Origin of the sequence: Streptococcus sp. HMSC072D07, from assembly GCF_001814835.1 — a bacterium.
In the GTDB taxonomy this organism is placed as follows: domain Bacteria; phylum Bacillota; class Bacilli; order Lactobacillales; family Streptococcaceae; genus Streptococcus.
In genome coordinates this window covers 1-16,086 of record NZ_KV818031.1, presented here as the reverse complement: position 1 = coordinate 16,086, position 16,086 = coordinate 1, and the positions used below count along the sequence as shown (strand labels likewise).

At 39.5% G+C, this 16,086-nt stretch carries 12 protein-coding genes; 2 read left to right on the top strand and 10 right to left on the bottom strand.

Going from position 1 to position 16,086, the window contains the following annotated elements:
• The coding region (locus tag HMPREF2991_RS00065; protein WP_257371821.1) for a CshA/CshB family fibrillar adhesin-related protein at positions 1-3,288 on the bottom strand (3,288 nt) is incomplete at its 3' end.
• 292 nt (positions 3,289-3,580) lie between these two features.
• Positions 3,581-4,288: a glucosamine-6-phosphate deaminase gene (locus tag HMPREF2991_RS00060; RefSeq protein WP_000864609.1), complete on the bottom strand. Its 708-nt coding sequence runs from the start codon at positions 4,286-4,288 to the stop codon at positions 3,581-3,583.
• Between the two features lie 150 nt (positions 4,289-4,438).
• Between HMPREF2991_RS00060 and queA the strand changes: the two genes are divergently transcribed.
• A complete protein-coding gene (queA, locus tag HMPREF2991_RS00055; protein ID WP_070567042.1) occupies positions 4,439-5,467 on the top strand; it encodes a tRNA preQ1(34) S-adenosylmethionine ribosyltransferase-isomerase QueA in 1,029 nt (342 codons plus the stop codon).
• A 39-nt stretch (positions 5,468-5,506) separates the two neighbouring features.
• On the opposite strand, the gene HMPREF2991_RS00050 is transcribed toward queA, so the two are convergent.
• Genes HMPREF2991_RS00050 through HMPREF2991_RS00030 form a run of 5 tightly spaced genes read right to left on the bottom strand, consistent with a single transcriptional unit; the run spans position 5,507 to position 10,207 of the window.
• Complete coding sequence (locus tag HMPREF2991_RS00050; protein ID WP_070567044.1) at positions 5,507-6,367, bottom strand: YihY/virulence factor BrkB family protein; 861 nt, start codon at positions 6,365-6,367, stop codon at positions 5,507-5,509.
• A 29-nt stretch (positions 6,368-6,396) separates the two neighbouring features.
• Positions 6,397-8,451, bottom strand: a complete 2,055-nt coding sequence (locus HMPREF2991_RS00045; protein WP_049477701.1) for a cation:proton antiporter — start codon at positions 8,449-8,451, stop codon at positions 6,397-6,399.
• A gap of 11 nt (positions 8,452-8,462) precedes the next feature.
• Positions 8,463-8,717 carry a hypothetical protein gene (locus tag HMPREF2991_RS00040; protein ID WP_000361094.1) on the bottom strand — a complete coding sequence of 85 codons (255 nt, stop codon included), beginning with the start codon at positions 8,715-8,717 and terminating at the stop codon, positions 8,463-8,465.
• On the bottom strand, positions 8,710-9,267 hold the full coding sequence (locus tag HMPREF2991_RS00035) for a tRNA 5-(aminomethyl)-2-thiouridylate-methyltransferase MnmM (protein ID WP_070567047.1): 558 nt from the start codon (positions 9,265-9,267) through the stop codon (positions 8,710-8,712). Before HMPREF2991_RS00035 ends, HMPREF2991_RS00040 begins: the two co-directional genes overlap by 8 nt.
• Position 9,268: 1 nt before the next feature.
• Positions 9,269-10,207 (bottom strand): tRNA modification radical SAM protein MnmL/YtqA, encoded by a 939-nt coding sequence (locus HMPREF2991_RS00030; RefSeq protein WP_070567050.1) that lies wholly within the window; start codon positions 10,205-10,207, stop codon positions 9,269-9,271.
• A gap of 91 nt (positions 10,208-10,298) precedes the next feature.
• On the opposite strand from HMPREF2991_RS00030, the gene HMPREF2991_RS00025 reads away from it, so the two are divergent.
• The gene (locus HMPREF2991_RS00025; protein WP_070567053.1) at positions 10,299-10,658 is read left to right on the top strand and encodes a DUF3397 domain-containing protein; all 360 of its coding nucleotides are present in this window, start codon (positions 10,299-10,301) and stop codon (positions 10,656-10,658) included.
• An 82-nt stretch (positions 10,659-10,740) separates the two neighbouring features.
• On the opposite strand, the gene HMPREF2991_RS00020 is transcribed toward HMPREF2991_RS00025, so the two are convergent.
• The 3 genes from HMPREF2991_RS00020 to HMPREF2991_RS00010 form a co-directional block, all read right to left on the bottom strand.
• Positions 10,741-11,481 carry a class I SAM-dependent methyltransferase gene (locus HMPREF2991_RS00020; protein WP_070567056.1) on the bottom strand — a complete coding sequence of 247 codons (741 nt, stop codon included), beginning with the start codon at positions 11,479-11,481 and terminating at the stop codon, positions 10,741-10,743.
• 207 nt (positions 11,482-11,688) lie between these two features.
• Complete coding sequence (locus HMPREF2991_RS00015) at positions 11,689-15,051, bottom strand: Cna B-type domain-containing protein (RefSeq protein WP_070567059.1); 3,363 nt, start codon at positions 15,049-15,051, stop codon at positions 11,689-11,691.
• A 591-nt stretch (positions 15,052-15,642) separates the two neighbouring features.
• Positions 15,643-16,086 (bottom strand): prealbumin-like fold domain-containing protein (locus HMPREF2991_RS00010; protein ID WP_142350306.1); only part of this gene is annotated, 444 nt, incomplete at its 5' end.

Below are 16,086 nucleotides of genomic sequence, written 5' to 3'. Positions count from 1 at the left end.
AGTTCCGTTGGCATCCACACGAGTCAATTCAACCTCTGGTGTTTCACCCTTGAACTGTTTATCTGGTGTGAAGGTCACCTTACCGTCTGCATCCACTTCGAACTTACCGACATTTGGCACTTTTTTCACAGTTGTACCATTGTCAAATAGTGGAGTCGAATCAGCTGGGAATGGAACAGAGTCATGACCTGGAGTGAAAGTCACTTTACCTTCTTGGACTTGACCTTGAAGGCCTTCTGTCTTATCACCTGTACCAGTCGGTGTTACTTTCGTAAACTCTGGACTGTAGGTTGCAGTGACTGGGGTGCCATTCTTATCTACACGTTTCACTGTGACTGGATCTGGGTTTCCTACAAACTGTTTATCTGGAGTGAAGGTCACACTTCCGTCTGGCGCAATTGTGTAGGTTCCTTGACCTGGAATAGACTTCTCTTTGCTTCCATCTGCGAAGGTTGGCTCAACTGTTTCATCGATTGGAACCAATGGATCGCCACCTTGGAAGGTTGGGGTACCAGTTTGTGGAACACCTTGAGGGCCTGTGCTCGTTGCGTTAGTTCCTGTAGGTGTCACTTTAGTCACTGTTGGTTTATAATGTGCTCGGTAAGGAACACCGTTAGAATCATTTACTTGGACAGTAACTGGGTCTGGAGTACCGACAAAATTTTTGTTAGGTTTGAAAGTGACTTGACCAGTGTTAGGGTCTAACTCATAAGTTCCAACTGACTGACCATTGGATGTAGCAGGAACTGAGTTACCAATAATAGGTTGGCCGTTAGCATCCACAAAGGTCGCAGGGCGTGAAGCATCTGGAGTCACTGGCGTTTTATCTGGATCGCCATCATTAAAGATTAGATTTTTGTTTTGTTCTTGACCTTGAACACCAGTTGATTCATATGTTGGTATCTTTCGAACAGTAGGAATGTATCGACCATCCATATTGTTCAAAATGTCATTCTTATTTGGATTTGATGCATCAGTTGATTGCCAGTTAGTTGATGAACCGTTTGAGTCTGTACGACGAATATTAATCCCTTCAGCAGTTCCTGTGAAGTCTGCATTTGGTGTGAACGCTACATCGATATCATCTCCATTAGTAGTCACTACATAGGTTCCTTCCGGACGCACATAAGTATTGCCGTTTGTTGGAGTCAAGACATTTCCTTGATTATCCAAAATCTGTGGCGCTTGGCTACTCATGCTAGCATTAGTTACAAAGTCTGAACGATCTGGTCCTTTAGGTGTGAAGTGAACTGTAGCATTTTGTGTTTCACCTTGAAGACCTGTTGTTTCTTTCTTTTCACCTTGAGGTGGATAAGTACGACGAACCAACATGTCCTCTACTTCACCACTAAATGCCATCCCGGTAGGCTTCTCAATATCACCTGCATTAGTCGCAATACGCACACGCATTCCAAGTTGGTCAACTAAGCCACCACTAAGACTCGGAATTGCATTAAATGTTAAAGTGTGATCTCCATTAGCAGTTATTTCTTTAACTACACTGCCTTCATTATCATCAAATTTCCCATTATTATTGAAGTCCACCCATGCTTTGACATATGCTTTAGCATTACCATTTGGATTAGCCTTAATCTTAAGGGTATAAGTGCCATTCTTAGCTTTGTTTAAATCCAAAAGGTCGTTAGTATTGTTATATTGATCAGCAGTTAGCAATTGCTGCGGACCTTCATCTGAAACATCCTCACGATCATCAGAAGTCCAATCATTTTTAGAATCCACATCGATATCTGCTTCTGTAGAACCTAAGTAAGGTTGCTTTATTTGAACATTTGTTATCGAATCGCGTGTAGAGATAGTATGGTGAGCTTCACCGTAACTTTCTGGCGCATCACCACCATCAACTACCAAGAATCCCATCATAAGTGCCTGTTGCCCTGCGGTCGCAACATAAAAACCTACCTCAGAAGCCCCACGGGTCATTACAACTGGCACTGCTTTACTTGCTGAAACTATTGGTCCAAATACTTGACTACCTAGACCACCTGTAACTGTATCAGGACTCAAAAACTTATTCCAATCGACAGTCTTATCTTTTAGGATGAGTAGACCACCTCTTGTTGTCTTGTCAGCCTGCTTAACAAGTTCTTCAGTCGTAACAGTGTAAGGACCTTTTGCACGAGGACCTTTCATCCATTCTCCTACGTATTCCCAACCTTCACCGTTAGTGGTAAAAATACCATATTCACCAGGGTTAGCATCTTCTCCATCAGCCATAACAACTGCTGGTTTTACTTTTTTTCCACGATAAGTGGCTTCTATTTTAAATTTAACCCCCCAGTTTACACCATCAACTGGTACGATAATTTGTGTTTTATGGCCTTGTGTATCAAAACCTTGTCCCCCAATAGTACTCCATTTATCTTGAGGTTGACCTGATACAGGAGGTGGAGTTTTTCCATAATCTTTCCAACTTTTTAAATAACTGTTTGTTGCATTTGGATCATAAGTTCCAGCAGATGAAGTTCCTTCCACACGCTTTTTATAAATTTCAGTAGCGTGGAATGGTTTAAGCTCAGTAACTGTCAAGGTAACTACATAACCAGGTGAAATTTCTTTCGTATAAGTAGTTCCAATCTTAAACCCTCCCTGAGGATCTAAGTTTTTCAAGCTTGCTGTATCAGAGAAATCAATCCAGTTAATTTGTTTTGCTAATTGTGTACTTTCTTTCTTCTCTGATTCAGACAATTCTGGTTTAGATGTACGTGGTACAGGAGTCGCATCGTCCGCACCTGCATAACTAGCTGGTGCAACTGAAGTCGCCTGGGTATCACGACGAACTCTACGAGAACGTGTAGATTGTTCAGTAACACTAGACGTCTCAGTAGGTTCAGCAATTATTGGAGCAACTGCAGTTTCTGGTTTAGCACTCTCTGTAGATTTATCTTCTGGAGAAGTAACTGGTTTCTCAACAGGAGACTGTGATGTTTCAGAGATAACCGATTTGTCATTGTTCTTTTTATCAGCAGGCTCTGTTCCAGAATTTGAAGTTGCTGTTTCTTTAGTTGGTTGAGAGGATTCTACTACAGATGGTGTTTCAGACTTTTCCGATGTTTTAGAATCTGTAGGTGATATAGAAGTCCCCGTTGTTTTATCAAGGTTTGTTTTAGCTACCTCGTTTAAAGAGTTTGTCACACTCGTCTCATCAGCACTAACTTGAGAAGTTGCTCCCAAAAGGACAAAAGTAGACAAGAGCACAGAACAAACACCTACATTTAGTTTTCGAATAGAAAACTTATGAAGGCGTGGATTAAATAAATCTTTCCCCATTATAATCTCCTTAATTATAATTTTATAACTCAGAACATTATACAACTTTTTTTATAGCTTCGCTACTAAGTAAACTTAAAAAATTTTAGTTATTATTTAAATTATAAAAGAAAAAAACTACGTATACTTAACTTCAATTATTATCTTGTTATATTTTTTTCCTGCATTAAAATTTATATAATTTCTTTATTCAAATATTTTATAGTTTAAACCAAAATTATCAAAATTTCACTTCTAGCTTATAAGAATCAAAAAACCACTCACTCCAAAGAGCAAGTGGTTCGTGTAATTTTTATTTTTCAAGTAAGCTGAGCGCTTCTGCATCAGCGATAATAGTCACGTCAGGGTGGTTTTGTAGGCTACTTGCTGGTAGACTTTCAGTCACTGGACCAGACACTGTTCCAGCAATGGCTTCTGCTTTAGACTCACCGTAAGCAAAGAGAATAATTGACTTGGCATCCAAGATGTTTTTAATTCCCATTGAAATGGCTTGGGTTGGGACGTCTTCAATCTTGTCAAAGAAGCGAGCATTGGCTTCGATAGTAGACTGGTCAAGTTCTACTAGATGCGTTTGACTGTCAAATGGAGTGCCAGGCTCATTAAAGCCGATATGTCCATTGCGACCAATCCCCAAGATTTGCAAATCAACAGGATGGTCAGCTAAAATTTGATTGTAGCGTTCTACTTCTTCTTCAGCATTATCCTTAACACCACGTGGCAAGAAACTTTCTTTAAATGGTTTTTGGTTAAACAGGTTTTCTTGCATGAAGTAACGGTAAGATTGTGGATTGTCCCCATCAAGCCCTACATACTCATCAAGGTTCACACTGGTTAGATTTGAAAAATCAAGGTCACTCTCAACGATTTCTTTGTAAAACTCAAGTGGACTACTTCCTGTCGCAAGTCCCAATGTTTGAGCGCCATTGGCTAATTTTTCCTTCAAAATCTCAAAAGCAACTTTTCCACCTTCGACTTGGTTTTCAACTTTAATAACTTTCATCTTTTCATCCTCCATTTTAATCTATATTTATTATATGGTATAGACCAATTTTTGTCAAGTGAAAACGATTTAATTTCTAAAAAAAGAGCGTATAAACTTGAAACATGTTATAATGGATAAGATTAGAACTTAGAAAGAATGAAGAGATATATGAATACAGCTGATTTTGATTTCCACTTACCTGAGGAATTGATTGCCCAAACGCCCCTTGAAAAACGAGATTCCTCCAAACTCCTTATCGTTAATCGCGAGACGGGAGAAATGCAGGATAAACACTTCCACTCCATTATCGACATGCTGGAACCTGGTGATGCCCTTGTCATGAACGACACCCGTGTTCTCCCTGCCCGCCTTTATGGTCAAAAAGAGGAGACCGGAGGGCACGTGGAGCTTCTCCTGCTCAAAAATACTGCCGGTGATGAGTGGGAAGTCCTCGCTAAACCTGCCAAACGCCTCAAGGTCGGTACTCGTGTCAGCTTTGGTGATGGTCGCCTCAGCGCTGTCGTTACGAAAGAGTTGACCCACGGGGGCCGCATTGTCCGCTTTGAATACCAAGGAATTTTCCTAGAAGTTTTGGAAAGTCTGGGAGAAATGCCTCTGCCACCTTATATCCATGAAAAATTGGATGACCGTGAACGCTATCAAACCGTTTACGCCAAGGAAAGTGGCTCTGCTGCTGCACCGACTGCTGGATTGCACTTCACCAAAGAGCTACTGGCAGAAATCCAAGCCAAGGGTGTCCATCTGGTCTATTTGACTCTCCATGTCGGACTCGGAACCTTTAGACCTGTTTCTGTGGATAATCTAGACGAACACGAAATGCACTCAGAATTCTATCAGCTTTCTGAGGATGCGGCTGCCACCCTTCGATCTGTCAAAGAAAATGGTGGTCGTGTCATCGCTGTCGGAACTACTTCTATCCGTACACTGGAAACCATCGGTTCCAAGTTTGATGGGCAAATCCAAGCAGATTCTGGCTGGACCAATATCTTTATCAAACCTGGTTACGAATGGAAGGTTGTGGATGCTTTTTCAACCAACTTCCACCTACCCAAGTCAACTCTTGTCATGCTAGTTTCTGCCTTTGCAGGTCGTGACTTAGTCCTAGATGCCTATAACCATGCCATCCAAGAACGCTACCGTTTCTTCAGTTTTGGTGATGCCATGTTTATCTATTAAGAAAATCCCTATTAGGAAACCTAATAGGGATTTTTCTAATTATTCCATACCAAACTTTGGATCTTTCAAACTTTGAACACTGGCATTGATAACTGCTCCGATAATCAAAATCTTTGCAATGAGAATAAACCAGAACATCATGACTACCACAATAATGGAACTGAAAAATCGGACATCAACCAGATGATTGACATAACTATTGACGTAGACAGAAAAGATGTTCAATAAAAAGATAAGAGTTAGCAAGACAAAGACACTTCCTGGTAAAACATAGCGGATTCGTGGTGCTTTTACTTTTGGAAGGAAGTAATAAATCATAACCAGAATGGCAAAGATCAAGGCATAGACCAGAGGGCCTGTAAAGTCTTGCAGGTAGGAAAATAGCGGACTGTCAGGTTGCCAGTAAGTTTTGAGGAGGTTGAGCAACATACGACCAAACATACTCAAAAACAAGGCTAAGGCAAAAAGAATCTGCAAGCCAAAACTAACAAGTAGACTCATCAACTGATGGGAGATAATTCCTCGACTCTTGGTCACCCCATAGGCTTTGTTAAAAGCTTTTTGGAGGAAATCCATTGATTTCGAAAAGGTCCAGAGGGCAGATAAAACGGCAAAACTCAGCAAACCAGTTGATGGTTGAGTCAGAACTTCTCGTACAATCTTGGCAACCACATCATACACCGTATCAGGCAAGAATTCCTTGATTGTCAGTAAGAAATTTGAGACTGGAATCTGAAAATAAGGCAAAATATTGACCATTATCATTAGCAAAGGAAAGATTGAAATCAACCAATAGTAGGCAACCGCAACACTGGTCAACTCACTATCAGATGCTTGATAATAATGCAAAAAAGCTTTCAATAAGGGCCTGTCCATCAGCTCTTTCCACCACTTTTTCATGTTCCATCCTCCGTCATTTTCTTCATCATCTAAGTTCTTCTGATTAAATCTAGCATATCATAAGGTAAAGTATTTGCGGCCTCTTTCAGAGAATAATTCTCTAAATTATTCACATTTTGGCGTAGTTTTTTGGCATACTTGGCTGTTATCAGTTTAGCTTCTTCGTATTCAAAGATTGCCTTACGTTCGAGATAGTAGCCTCGTAGCATTTCATCAATATTGTTTGGCTTGATGCGATTGATAACCCGCTCAACAAAGGCACCACTTCCGATAATGGCCGTCTCGCGTAGACGAGATTCTTGCATAAAACTAATCAGAGAACTCTTGTAAACCCCTTTTAGGTTTTCCAAACTCTCGATAATCAACTCTGTATTTTCCAAATACAACTCTGAAATCTGATCATAGTCAACTGCTAGTAGTTTACGAGATTCTTCATTTATCCAACTACGGAAAGTTTTGCCAAAGGTAAACATTTCATGGAGTAGAAAGCGCAGTATCCGTAAGGAAACTAGGAAGTAATAAGTCACTCTAGAAGCGAAATTCCGATTGATACTCTGCTCCATGTTTTTTAGGTAACGTTGGTAAACTCGATAGCCACGCTCGCTGATTCTATTTTCTTCATAGGCTTGCTCCAAACCGTCACTCTCAATACTCAAGATAAGAAGCTTGAGGGACTCCCAGTCCTCTTGGACTCTCTTATTTTCCAGACTAAGGATGAGGTTTTCAATCCGACCATGGTAATTATCAATAGCTGCATAAAGAGGAAGTTTGTTCTTGTGATGGTCCAGTTCTTTTTCTAATTCTGCAGCTACATCATTCAGAATCGCAATATGCATCAAATGATCCTTGCTTTCCTCTTGTTCTTCAGATAAGTGAGGGAGGACCAATAAACCTGTTAGAAAGCTCAATAGTGTAACGCCTGCTACAAGGAAGAGTAAGAGAGGGTATTCCTGCTCCAAATGACTTGGTATGAGGAGAATGGTCGCGATAGATACTGTCCCTTTGACACCAGAGAAGGTCAAAAGAAGCATATCTTTCATGTACTTATGAATTTTTTTCTTAAGTCGACGCGTCCTCACAAAGTAAAAACCAGCAATCATGACAAAGCGGATCGCAAAAAGCAAGAATGTCAGAACGACAACTGAAATCAGTAAAAGAAGGGGATTGTAGAGAGAATTAGACAAAATCGGCTCTGCTATCAACTCTAATTCCATTCCCAAGAGAACAAAGACTGATCCATTTAGCATAAAGGTCACGGTGTGCCAGACGGTCTCCGTCACGGTGTCTACCTGAGCCTCAAGGAGCGTAATTTTCTTAAAGCGACTGGCCTTCAAAATACCTGCAACCACTACTGCGATAATCCCTGAAACATGAAACTCTTCTGCAATGAAAAAGGTCATGAGTGGCAAACTTAGCTCTAGCAATAGTTCACTGGCTATATCTATCGCTCGTACACTCAGCAAAAAGCTATGCAAGAAACGATTGACCATAGCCGTCACAAAACCGACTACAAAACCACCAAAGATAGAAAGTGCTAGGGAAGTTCCTGCTTGGCTGAATGAAAACGTTCCTGTTGTCCAAGCAGCAAGAGCCATCTGAAAGGCAACCAAACCAGAAGCATCATTTAAGAGTCCTTCCCCTTTTAGGATATTAGAAACCCGTTTGGGAAAACGAAAACGTTCAGAAAGAGATGCAAAGGCAACCAAATCTGTTGGCCCAAGTGCCGCTCCAACTGCTAAACAGGCCGCCAAAGGAAGAGTCATCCAAAGGAAGTGAGCCATGCCCCCCAAGCTTAAGGTCGAGATAAAAATCACAGGAAAGATCAGAAAGACGACAATCCGCCAATGCTTCAAAATGGACGTAATATCCGCTTCTTCTGCCTCCCGGAAAAGTAAGGGACCAATAACCATGGCTAGAAACAGCTCTGTATTGAGATGAAAGTCCGCATCGGGAACAAATAAACCAATCCCAATCCCCAAAAGAATTTGTACAAGAGGAAGGGGCAAAAAAGGGAGAAGTTTATTGGTCGTGGTTGAAATGATTAAGACAAATAAAAATAGAATCAAGTAAATGAGTAATTCCACACAATTCCTCCTTAATCTTTTTTACAACAAGATTCAAAAATCTCCTTTTGCTCTTGGATTTTCTGATCAATCTTAGAACAGTCTTTGTGCTCAATTTTTTTCTGGCATCGTTCCATTTCAAGAGCCACTAATTTTTTCTTAATTTTAAGCATTTTCTTGCTCATATGTGCTTCGTCGAGCACCCCGACTGCTCGCTCGTGATGCGTTGACTCGACAAAATTTTGGCGCATTGCCTCAAGCTTCTCACGAAGGTATTGTTTATCCATGTCTATACCTTTCTAATTTTTCAATCATAACTAAAAACGGTGGATTATTAACTTGGTTGAGAGTCCGATAAATGGCAGCTGTATACTCTTGTTGGTTCAACTGGCTAACAAACTCCAATACAGCATCCCTCTCGGTGTCTCCTCCTTCATGACCATAGTAGATCATGATAGCAATCCGCCCCCCTTTGACAAGCAAATGACACAGCTTTTCTAATGCTTCGATAGTAGTCTGAGGTTGGGTGATGACGGATTTGTCAGCAGAAGGCAGATAACCCAGATTAAAAATCCCTGCCTTAGCTTCTGTCACAAACTGGTCTAGTGTCTCATGACCTTGCAAGATTAACTGGGCATTTGTCATACCTGCCTGATCCAAACGCTCTTGGGTTTTCTCCAAAGCCTGCTCCTGGATATCAAAGGCATAGACTTTCTTAGCTAGCTTGGCTAGAAAAAGGGTATCATGGCCATTACCCATGGTCGCATCCACAACAATATCCTCTTTTGTCACGACTTCCGCTAAAAAATCATGTGCCATCTCAAGTGGTCTTTTCATTTTAAAACTCCTGTTTTACAGCCTTGCATCCTTGCACACTTCCACGACGTCGCATCTCAGTTTCAATAGCATTTAGCACTTCCCATTTATTGAGGCTCCACATAGGACCAATCAGCATATCTCTAGGTGCATCTCCTGTAATTCGATGGATGACGATATGCTTAGGAATGATTTCTAGTTGGTCACAAATGACCTTGACATACTCATCCTGACTCATCAGTTGCAAGCGTCCTTCGTGGTAATCTCGCTGCATCCGTGTATTGGTCATGAGGTGAAGCAAGTGCAGTTTAATTCCTTGAATATCATTATCCGTGACGCAGCGGCGGACATTTTCAATCATCATCTCATGAGTCTCACCAGGCAAACCATTGATCAAATGGGAAACAATCTCAATCTTAGGATATTTCCTCAAGCGTTTGACCGTTTCCACATACAATTCATAAGAATGGGCACGGTTAATCAGCTCAGATGTTGCTTCAAAGGTTGTCTGTAAGCCCAATTCTACCGTCACATGCATGCGTTCCGACAACTCAGCCAAATATTCGATGGTTTCATCGGGTAAACAGTCTGGCCGTGTTCCGATATTGATTCCTACTACACCTGGCTCGTTGATAGCCTGCTCATAACGTTCCCGAATCACTTCCACCTTTTCATGGGTGTTGGTAAAGTTTTGGAAATAAACTAGATACTTTTTAACATCTGGCCATTTGCGGTGCATAAAGTCAATTTCCTTATAAAATTGCTCACGGATAGGGGCATCCGGTGCCACAATGGCATCTCCAGAACCTGAAACCGTACAAAAAGTACAACCACCATGAGCTACAGTTCCATCACGATTTGGACAGTCAAATCCCGCATCAATAGGAACTTTGAAAGTCTTTTCTCCAAAAAGTTTTCGATAATAATCATTCAAGGTATTATAAGATTTCATAACTTTCATTATAACAAAAAACACCTACAATCTCAAAAGCCTGACTTTCCTACAAATTCCCTTGTTTCTCATTTCCTTTAGCGTTTTTTTATGATACAATATGGGTATGATTTTAATGAAAATAGCATCTATTTTATTATTGATATTAACCTTGGTGGTTTGCTTTATTGTCACCAAGCTTTTTGGACTTAGGAAAATAGGATTTAATTTCGCGGATCTAGCTTTTCCACTGTTGGTATTTGAGTACTATCTGATTACTGCTAAAGCCTTTACCCACAACTTTCTACCGCGACTTGGTGTCGCACTTTCTCTCCTAGCAATCCTCCTTGTAGTCTTTTTCCTTGTCAAAAAACGAAGTTTTTATTACCCTAAATTCATCAAATTCTTCTGGAGAGCCGGTTTTCTCCTTACCTTAATCATCTACATTGCTATGGTTGTCGAATTGATGATGCTCCCATAAAAAACATTCCCTCAGACAGCTGTCTAAGGGAATGTTTTTATCTTCATACCTTGTTTTCTAAGCTCTACCAAGATACTTTATCTTATTTCCTAAATGTCAAGGCGTAGAATTTGCCATCCCAAAGAAGTTTCATTTCATTTTCCTTAACTTCGCTTGGAACAGCATTCTCAATTTCACTCAAATCAACAGTAGCATCTTTAAAATAATCCTTACTAAAATGATTTTTCTTATATTGCTGATCCACATAGTCAGCCGTCTCATCTGCAATTAAAAGCTTGGTTCCTGGCTTCGCCACTCGTAGCATTTCCTGCATAGCCTTGGCCTTATCATTGAAAAAATTGATTCCGCCAATATGGTAGACAATGTCAAAACTATTATCCGCAAAGGGTAGATCCTCCGCGCAAGCATGGAAAAGTTGCAAATTAGTCTTTTTAGCGCAAGATTTCTGGCATTTTTCTAGCATACTGATAGAAATATCTACCCCTACAAAGTCTAAACTTTTCAGGTCGATTGTCTCAGGAATATAACGTAGGTCTTGACCAGTCCCGATAGAGACATAAAGAACAGATAAATTATCCTTCCATTCTATTTCCTCCATCAGATCCTTTCTCAACTTATCAATTGCCTTGCCGTGGAGAAGTGGTCCTATCCATTTCTCACTCATATCATACCAGCGAGCCATACGGTTGTACATGGTCATGTATTTAGCATTATCTCCAGATAAATAATCTGGATTAAGAGACAGATAGATAGCCCCATCTTTTTGAAAATTTTCCACCTCCAAACCTGACTTCAATTTATCTTGTAATCTTGTTTCAATCATATGTAACATCTCCTTTTCTATTTGTCACCTATTATAGTGGAATTCATCGCAAAAACAATAGCTTTTTAGTAAGTGGCAACTATCCACTTGTATCTGGTAGTAGAACCAGGGTTAGTTACAAAAAAAACAAGTGCCAATTTCCATTGACACTTGTTTCCACTTTTAAACTGTGTTGCAAAATTTCGTGAAAGATACCGTTTAAAAAACTTAATCTTCTTTTTTGCGTCTTGCCAAGAATCCTGTTCCCAATCCAAGAAGGGCGATTCCAGCTACTAGAGTCGCTTGGTTAGACTCGCTTCCTGTATTAGGTAATTCCCCACCCTTTTTAGGCTTACCTGGTTCATTTGGTTTGCCAGGTGTTGGTTTTTCAGGAGTATGCGTATTTGTAATGTTGTAACCTTCTACTGAAGCTGTATAACCATCTGGAACATTCACTTCTTCAACAGTGTAGGCAATCTCCTTACCTTCTTGATAACGATCAAGACCTGTGAACTCATAAGTCCAGCCACTTGTTTCTGACACTGTAGCTGTCTGACCAGTTTCCTTGCCATCTGCAAGAAGTTTTACGGTGATAGATGCTGGACGGATGCCATCTTTGTTATCTTCATCTTTCCAGATCTTATGACCTTTTACAGCTGTTTTTTCTGGAGTATGTTCGTTGGTAATGGTGTACTTGCCATCCTTGTCTGTAGTGATGGTTGCTTTGTATTCTGTCATAGCAGTTTCTTTGACAGTGTACTTGATTTCCTTACCATTCTCATACTTAGGAAGTTTTTTAGATTCGAACTTCCAGCCAGTTTTTTCTGAAACTTCAATTTCTTGAACAACCTTGTCGCCGTTAAGAATTTGAACTTTCACAGATGTTGTACGTTTACCGTCTTGGTTGTTGTTATCTTTCCACACCTTAGTTCCTGAAAGAACAATTGTTTCTGGGTTATAGGTGTTTGTCACTACTTGACCAGTCACAGAGGCTTCGTAACCAGCTGGTACATCCACTTCCTTGATAGAATAGGTGATTTCTTTTCCAGCTTCGTATTGTGGAAGATTGGTGAAGGATGCTACCCAAGTGTTATCATCAGTCTTTTCCTTAGCTGTTAAGGTCAATTTCTTACCTTCAACGGCTACTGGATCAGCATTTCCTACTTTTTTATAAAGTTGAACCGTTACGGACTCAGGACGCTTGCCGTCTTGGTTGTTCGCATCGTTCCATACTTTTGTTACCTTGTAGTCAATTTCTTTAGGAGCATATTTGTTTGTGATGGTAAAGTCTGTAATAGTCGCTTCGTATTCTGCTACGGCTTCTTCTGTTACAGTGTATTTAATTTCTTTACCAGCTTTATATTTTGCTAATTTTTCGAATGTAGCAGTCCAAGTTCCGTCTGCGGCTGCTTGAACCTCTTTCGATGCTACTTTCTCACCGTCTGCTAAAAGATTGATTGTAATCTTAGTCGGACGTTTGCCGTCTTGGTTATTAGCGTCATCCCAGTTCTTAGTTGCTTTTACATCAACTGTTTCTGGTGAATAGCTATTTGTGATAGTGAATCCTGATGCAGCATCACCAGTAATTTCAGAAGTATAACCAGCAACAGTTACTTCTACTACCGTGTACTGGATAGGTGTGCCGCCTTTATCAGCATCAAGGTCTTTGAAGCTTCCAGCCCAACCATTTGCTTCAGTCAATTCAAGTGTTTTACCAGTATCTTGACCATCTGCAAGCAATTTAACTGTGACAGAAGTTGGACGTTTTCCGTCTTGGTTGTTCTCGTCCTTCCATACTTTCTTCACAGGAACTTCCGTTTTTGCTGGAGTGTAAGTATTCTCAAAAGCTTTTTCATCATCGTAAGAAACAGTTGCTTCAAGTGCACCTTTGCCCTTATCTACTACAGTAACTGTAGCCGTGATAGTTTTAGTGTCGTACTTGATGCTTGTATCACTGCCAGCTTTTTCAGCAATTTTAAAGGTATAAGTCCCTGCTTTGTCGAATTCCAATTCTGAGAAAGCAATGTTTCCGTCTTTGTCATTCTTCACAGTTTCTTTCACCTTACCATCTTGGTCTGTTAAAGTGAATTCAAACTCTTCAGCCTTCAACTCACGACCTGTAAGTTTTTTATTAGCTTTAATCTTGGCTTTAGCTTTGCTACGTTTATTTGTAACTGTTTTGATAGCTCCATCTTGTCCAACAGTCATCTCAAATGGAGTAGGATTTAACTCATATCCCTCAGGAGCCTCAATTTCGGTTACCGTAAAGTTCCCTTTCTTGATATCACTCTCTGAGTAAATAGATGACTCAGCAATTCCGTCATCATTTGTCGTTACAATTTCCTCTTTAGCCGTAGCTCCTGCTGGAGGAGTAATCTTGAATTTTGCTCCTTTTAGACGGTCATGAGTCAGCTCGTCGACCTTGTAAAGAATGATACGGTAACCAGTTTCTAACTGAATTGTACCACCAGAAGCAACGACTGAGTTTCCGATTTGCTTAACGACTGTCTTATTACTATAGTCGTCATATGTTAAAATCTGGTCATCACCCTTCATTTCAGCATTGTTTTGGACTTGCGTGCCATCAGCTGGAGCACTTGTTTTATAATTAATTCGAAATGCTGCTGGTTTACCGTTCTTCGCAAGAATTGAAGATGCATTGTTAATTGTTAAAGTAAATTCTGTGTAAGAATCATTCCATTTTACTTGGTAATCCTTACCAGCTTCTAAGACAACCTCATCTTTAAAGTAATAATATTGATCATACCAACCTGCTGTGACACTAAATGTTTCAGGAATCATCTGCATTGGCGAAGCATTTGGATCTACCCAGTCATGAATTTCAATTTTATTATAGGCTGCTTGTTTCGGATTAACACGAACATACCAGCTGTGTAAGTATTTTCCACTCTTATTTAGAGCCTTGGATGTCCAATCCTCTTTGTAAATCAAACCATGATATTTATTGAAATTAGCTCGACCAATTCCTTCAGAATAATCAGCCGTATCACCTTTTTTAACCTTGATTTGATGGGTGATTTCATTTATGGTTTCCGTCTTATCAAAACGAAGCGTTTCATTGCTTAATTCATTTTTAGAACTAAAACCAACAAAGAAATTTCCTTTAACGTTTTGGACTTGATAGCCACCTTTTTTCTCAAGATAGGTTTTCAAATTCTTTAATGTAATAGTTGCCTTACCACCATTATTATCCCCGTTTGATACAATTTGAGTTTCTCCGATAACGAGATCTGTTTCCCTATCTTTTAAATCAAAAGTTTCATTTCTAACAGTTAAAGGGCTCGGAACAGTAAAGGTAAAGGTATCACCGTCCTCTAATTTACCATCATAGGCGCTCAAATCGTAATCAACAGTGAATTTATAATTTGAGTAGTTATGATGTTCAGGAGAAAGTGTATAAACACCATTCGCATCTGGTTTTATAAACTTACCATTATCAACCTCCCAAATTCCAATATTACTGATAACGTTCTTCAGTTCCTTTGCTTGAACTGAATTTGGAGCAAAGATTATCCCTAGCAAACAGGCCAGAGAAGTTAGGATGGGTAACCAGAATTTCTTGTTCTTCATAATCTTCCTTTCTAAATTACCGAAAACATTAAACCGACAAACTATGATTATAAAATCTCAACACTCATCTCCTTTCGAATTCGTTGAAATCCATGAGGGTTATTGAATAAGTTGCATCATATTAACATATATCATAACTATATATAAGTGCAATATTTATCATATTTGTTCTATTTTTAATATAGAAACCTCCTTCAATTTCATTATAAAACAAAATTAACTTTTTTTGTAATATTATGAGGTTATTGCCTTTTGAAAATATTGACACAGTGTAAAATTACTGCCATAAAAACTAATTCTTTCATCAGACTGAAGTTTCTTTAAGTATAGTGTACACATACGAACAACTTCTCTTTTAAACAAACAGAAAGAAACATTGCACAAAATATTCCATTTATTTATAAGTTTGATACGCCTTAATAATTATCCAAACTATTTTATATAAGTAAAAATCAGAAGAAATCTAGCAATAGTCATATCCTATCCTGATAAATAGTTTAATTTAGCATATTTCATTATTCTGAACCATAAAAAAAGACCAGGGGTTATCCCTGATCTTTCTTTACTGTACTTATTGGCTACTAAATGAGATTAGTCTTCTTTTCTTCGTTTAGTTGCTACAAGACCTGCACCTAAAGCTAGAAGAGCTAAACCTGCTGCTAATGCAGCTTGTCCAGATTCGCTTCCAGTATTTGGTAGGTTAGGATTTTCTGGTTCAGTTTGGTCCGTTACTACTAACTTACCATCCTTAAACTCAACCTGATTTCCACTAGCATTTACCACTGTTACAGTTCCGTCGTAGTTAACTTGGAATGTAATATCTGTTACTGCTAAGTATCCAGTTGGAGCGGCTTCTTCATGGAAAGTATATACTCCCGGAGTCAAATCAAGTACATGTGATTGTTTGGCTTTTGAAGTCCATTCAGCCACAGGATTACCTGCAACTTTTTCTCCACGGAAAATTTGGATTTTTGCACCCGCGATTTCTTCACCCGCTAGATTTACCTTGCTGAAGGTAATCTTACGTGGAAGGTC

Coding starts and splice junctions, on each gene's coding strand:
- HMPREF2991_RS00060 (WP_000864609.1), bottom strand. CDS start 4,288: ATGAAAGTTATTAAAGTTGAAAACCAAGTCGAAGGTGGAAAAGTTGCT.
- queA (WP_070567042.1), top strand. CDS start 4,439: ATGAATACAGCTGATTTTGATTTCCACTTACCTGAGGAATTGATTGCC.
- HMPREF2991_RS00050 (WP_070567044.1), bottom strand. CDS start 6,367: ATGAAAAAGTGGTGGAAAGAGCTGATGGACAGGCCCTTATTGAAAGCT.
- HMPREF2991_RS00040 (WP_000361094.1), bottom strand. CDS start 8,717: ATGGATAAACAATACCTTCGTGAGAAGCTTGAGGCAATGCGCCAAAAT.
- HMPREF2991_RS00035 (WP_070567047.1), bottom strand. CDS start 9,267: ATGAAAAGACCACTTGAGATGGCACATGATTTTTTAGCGGAAGTCGTG.
- HMPREF2991_RS00030 (WP_070567050.1), bottom strand. CDS start 10,207: ATGAAAGTTATGAAATCTTATAATACCTTGAATGATTATTATCGAAAA.
- HMPREF2991_RS00025 (WP_070567053.1), top strand. CDS start 10,299: ATGGGTATGATTTTAATGAAAATAGCATCTATTTTATTATTGATATTA.
- HMPREF2991_RS00020 (WP_070567056.1), bottom strand. CDS start 11,481: ATGATTGAAACAAGATTACAAGATAAATTGAAGTCAGGTTTGGAGGTG.
- HMPREF2991_RS00015 (WP_070567059.1), bottom strand. CDS start 15,051: ATGAAGAACAAGAAATTCTGGTTACCCATCCTAACTTCTCTGGCCTGT.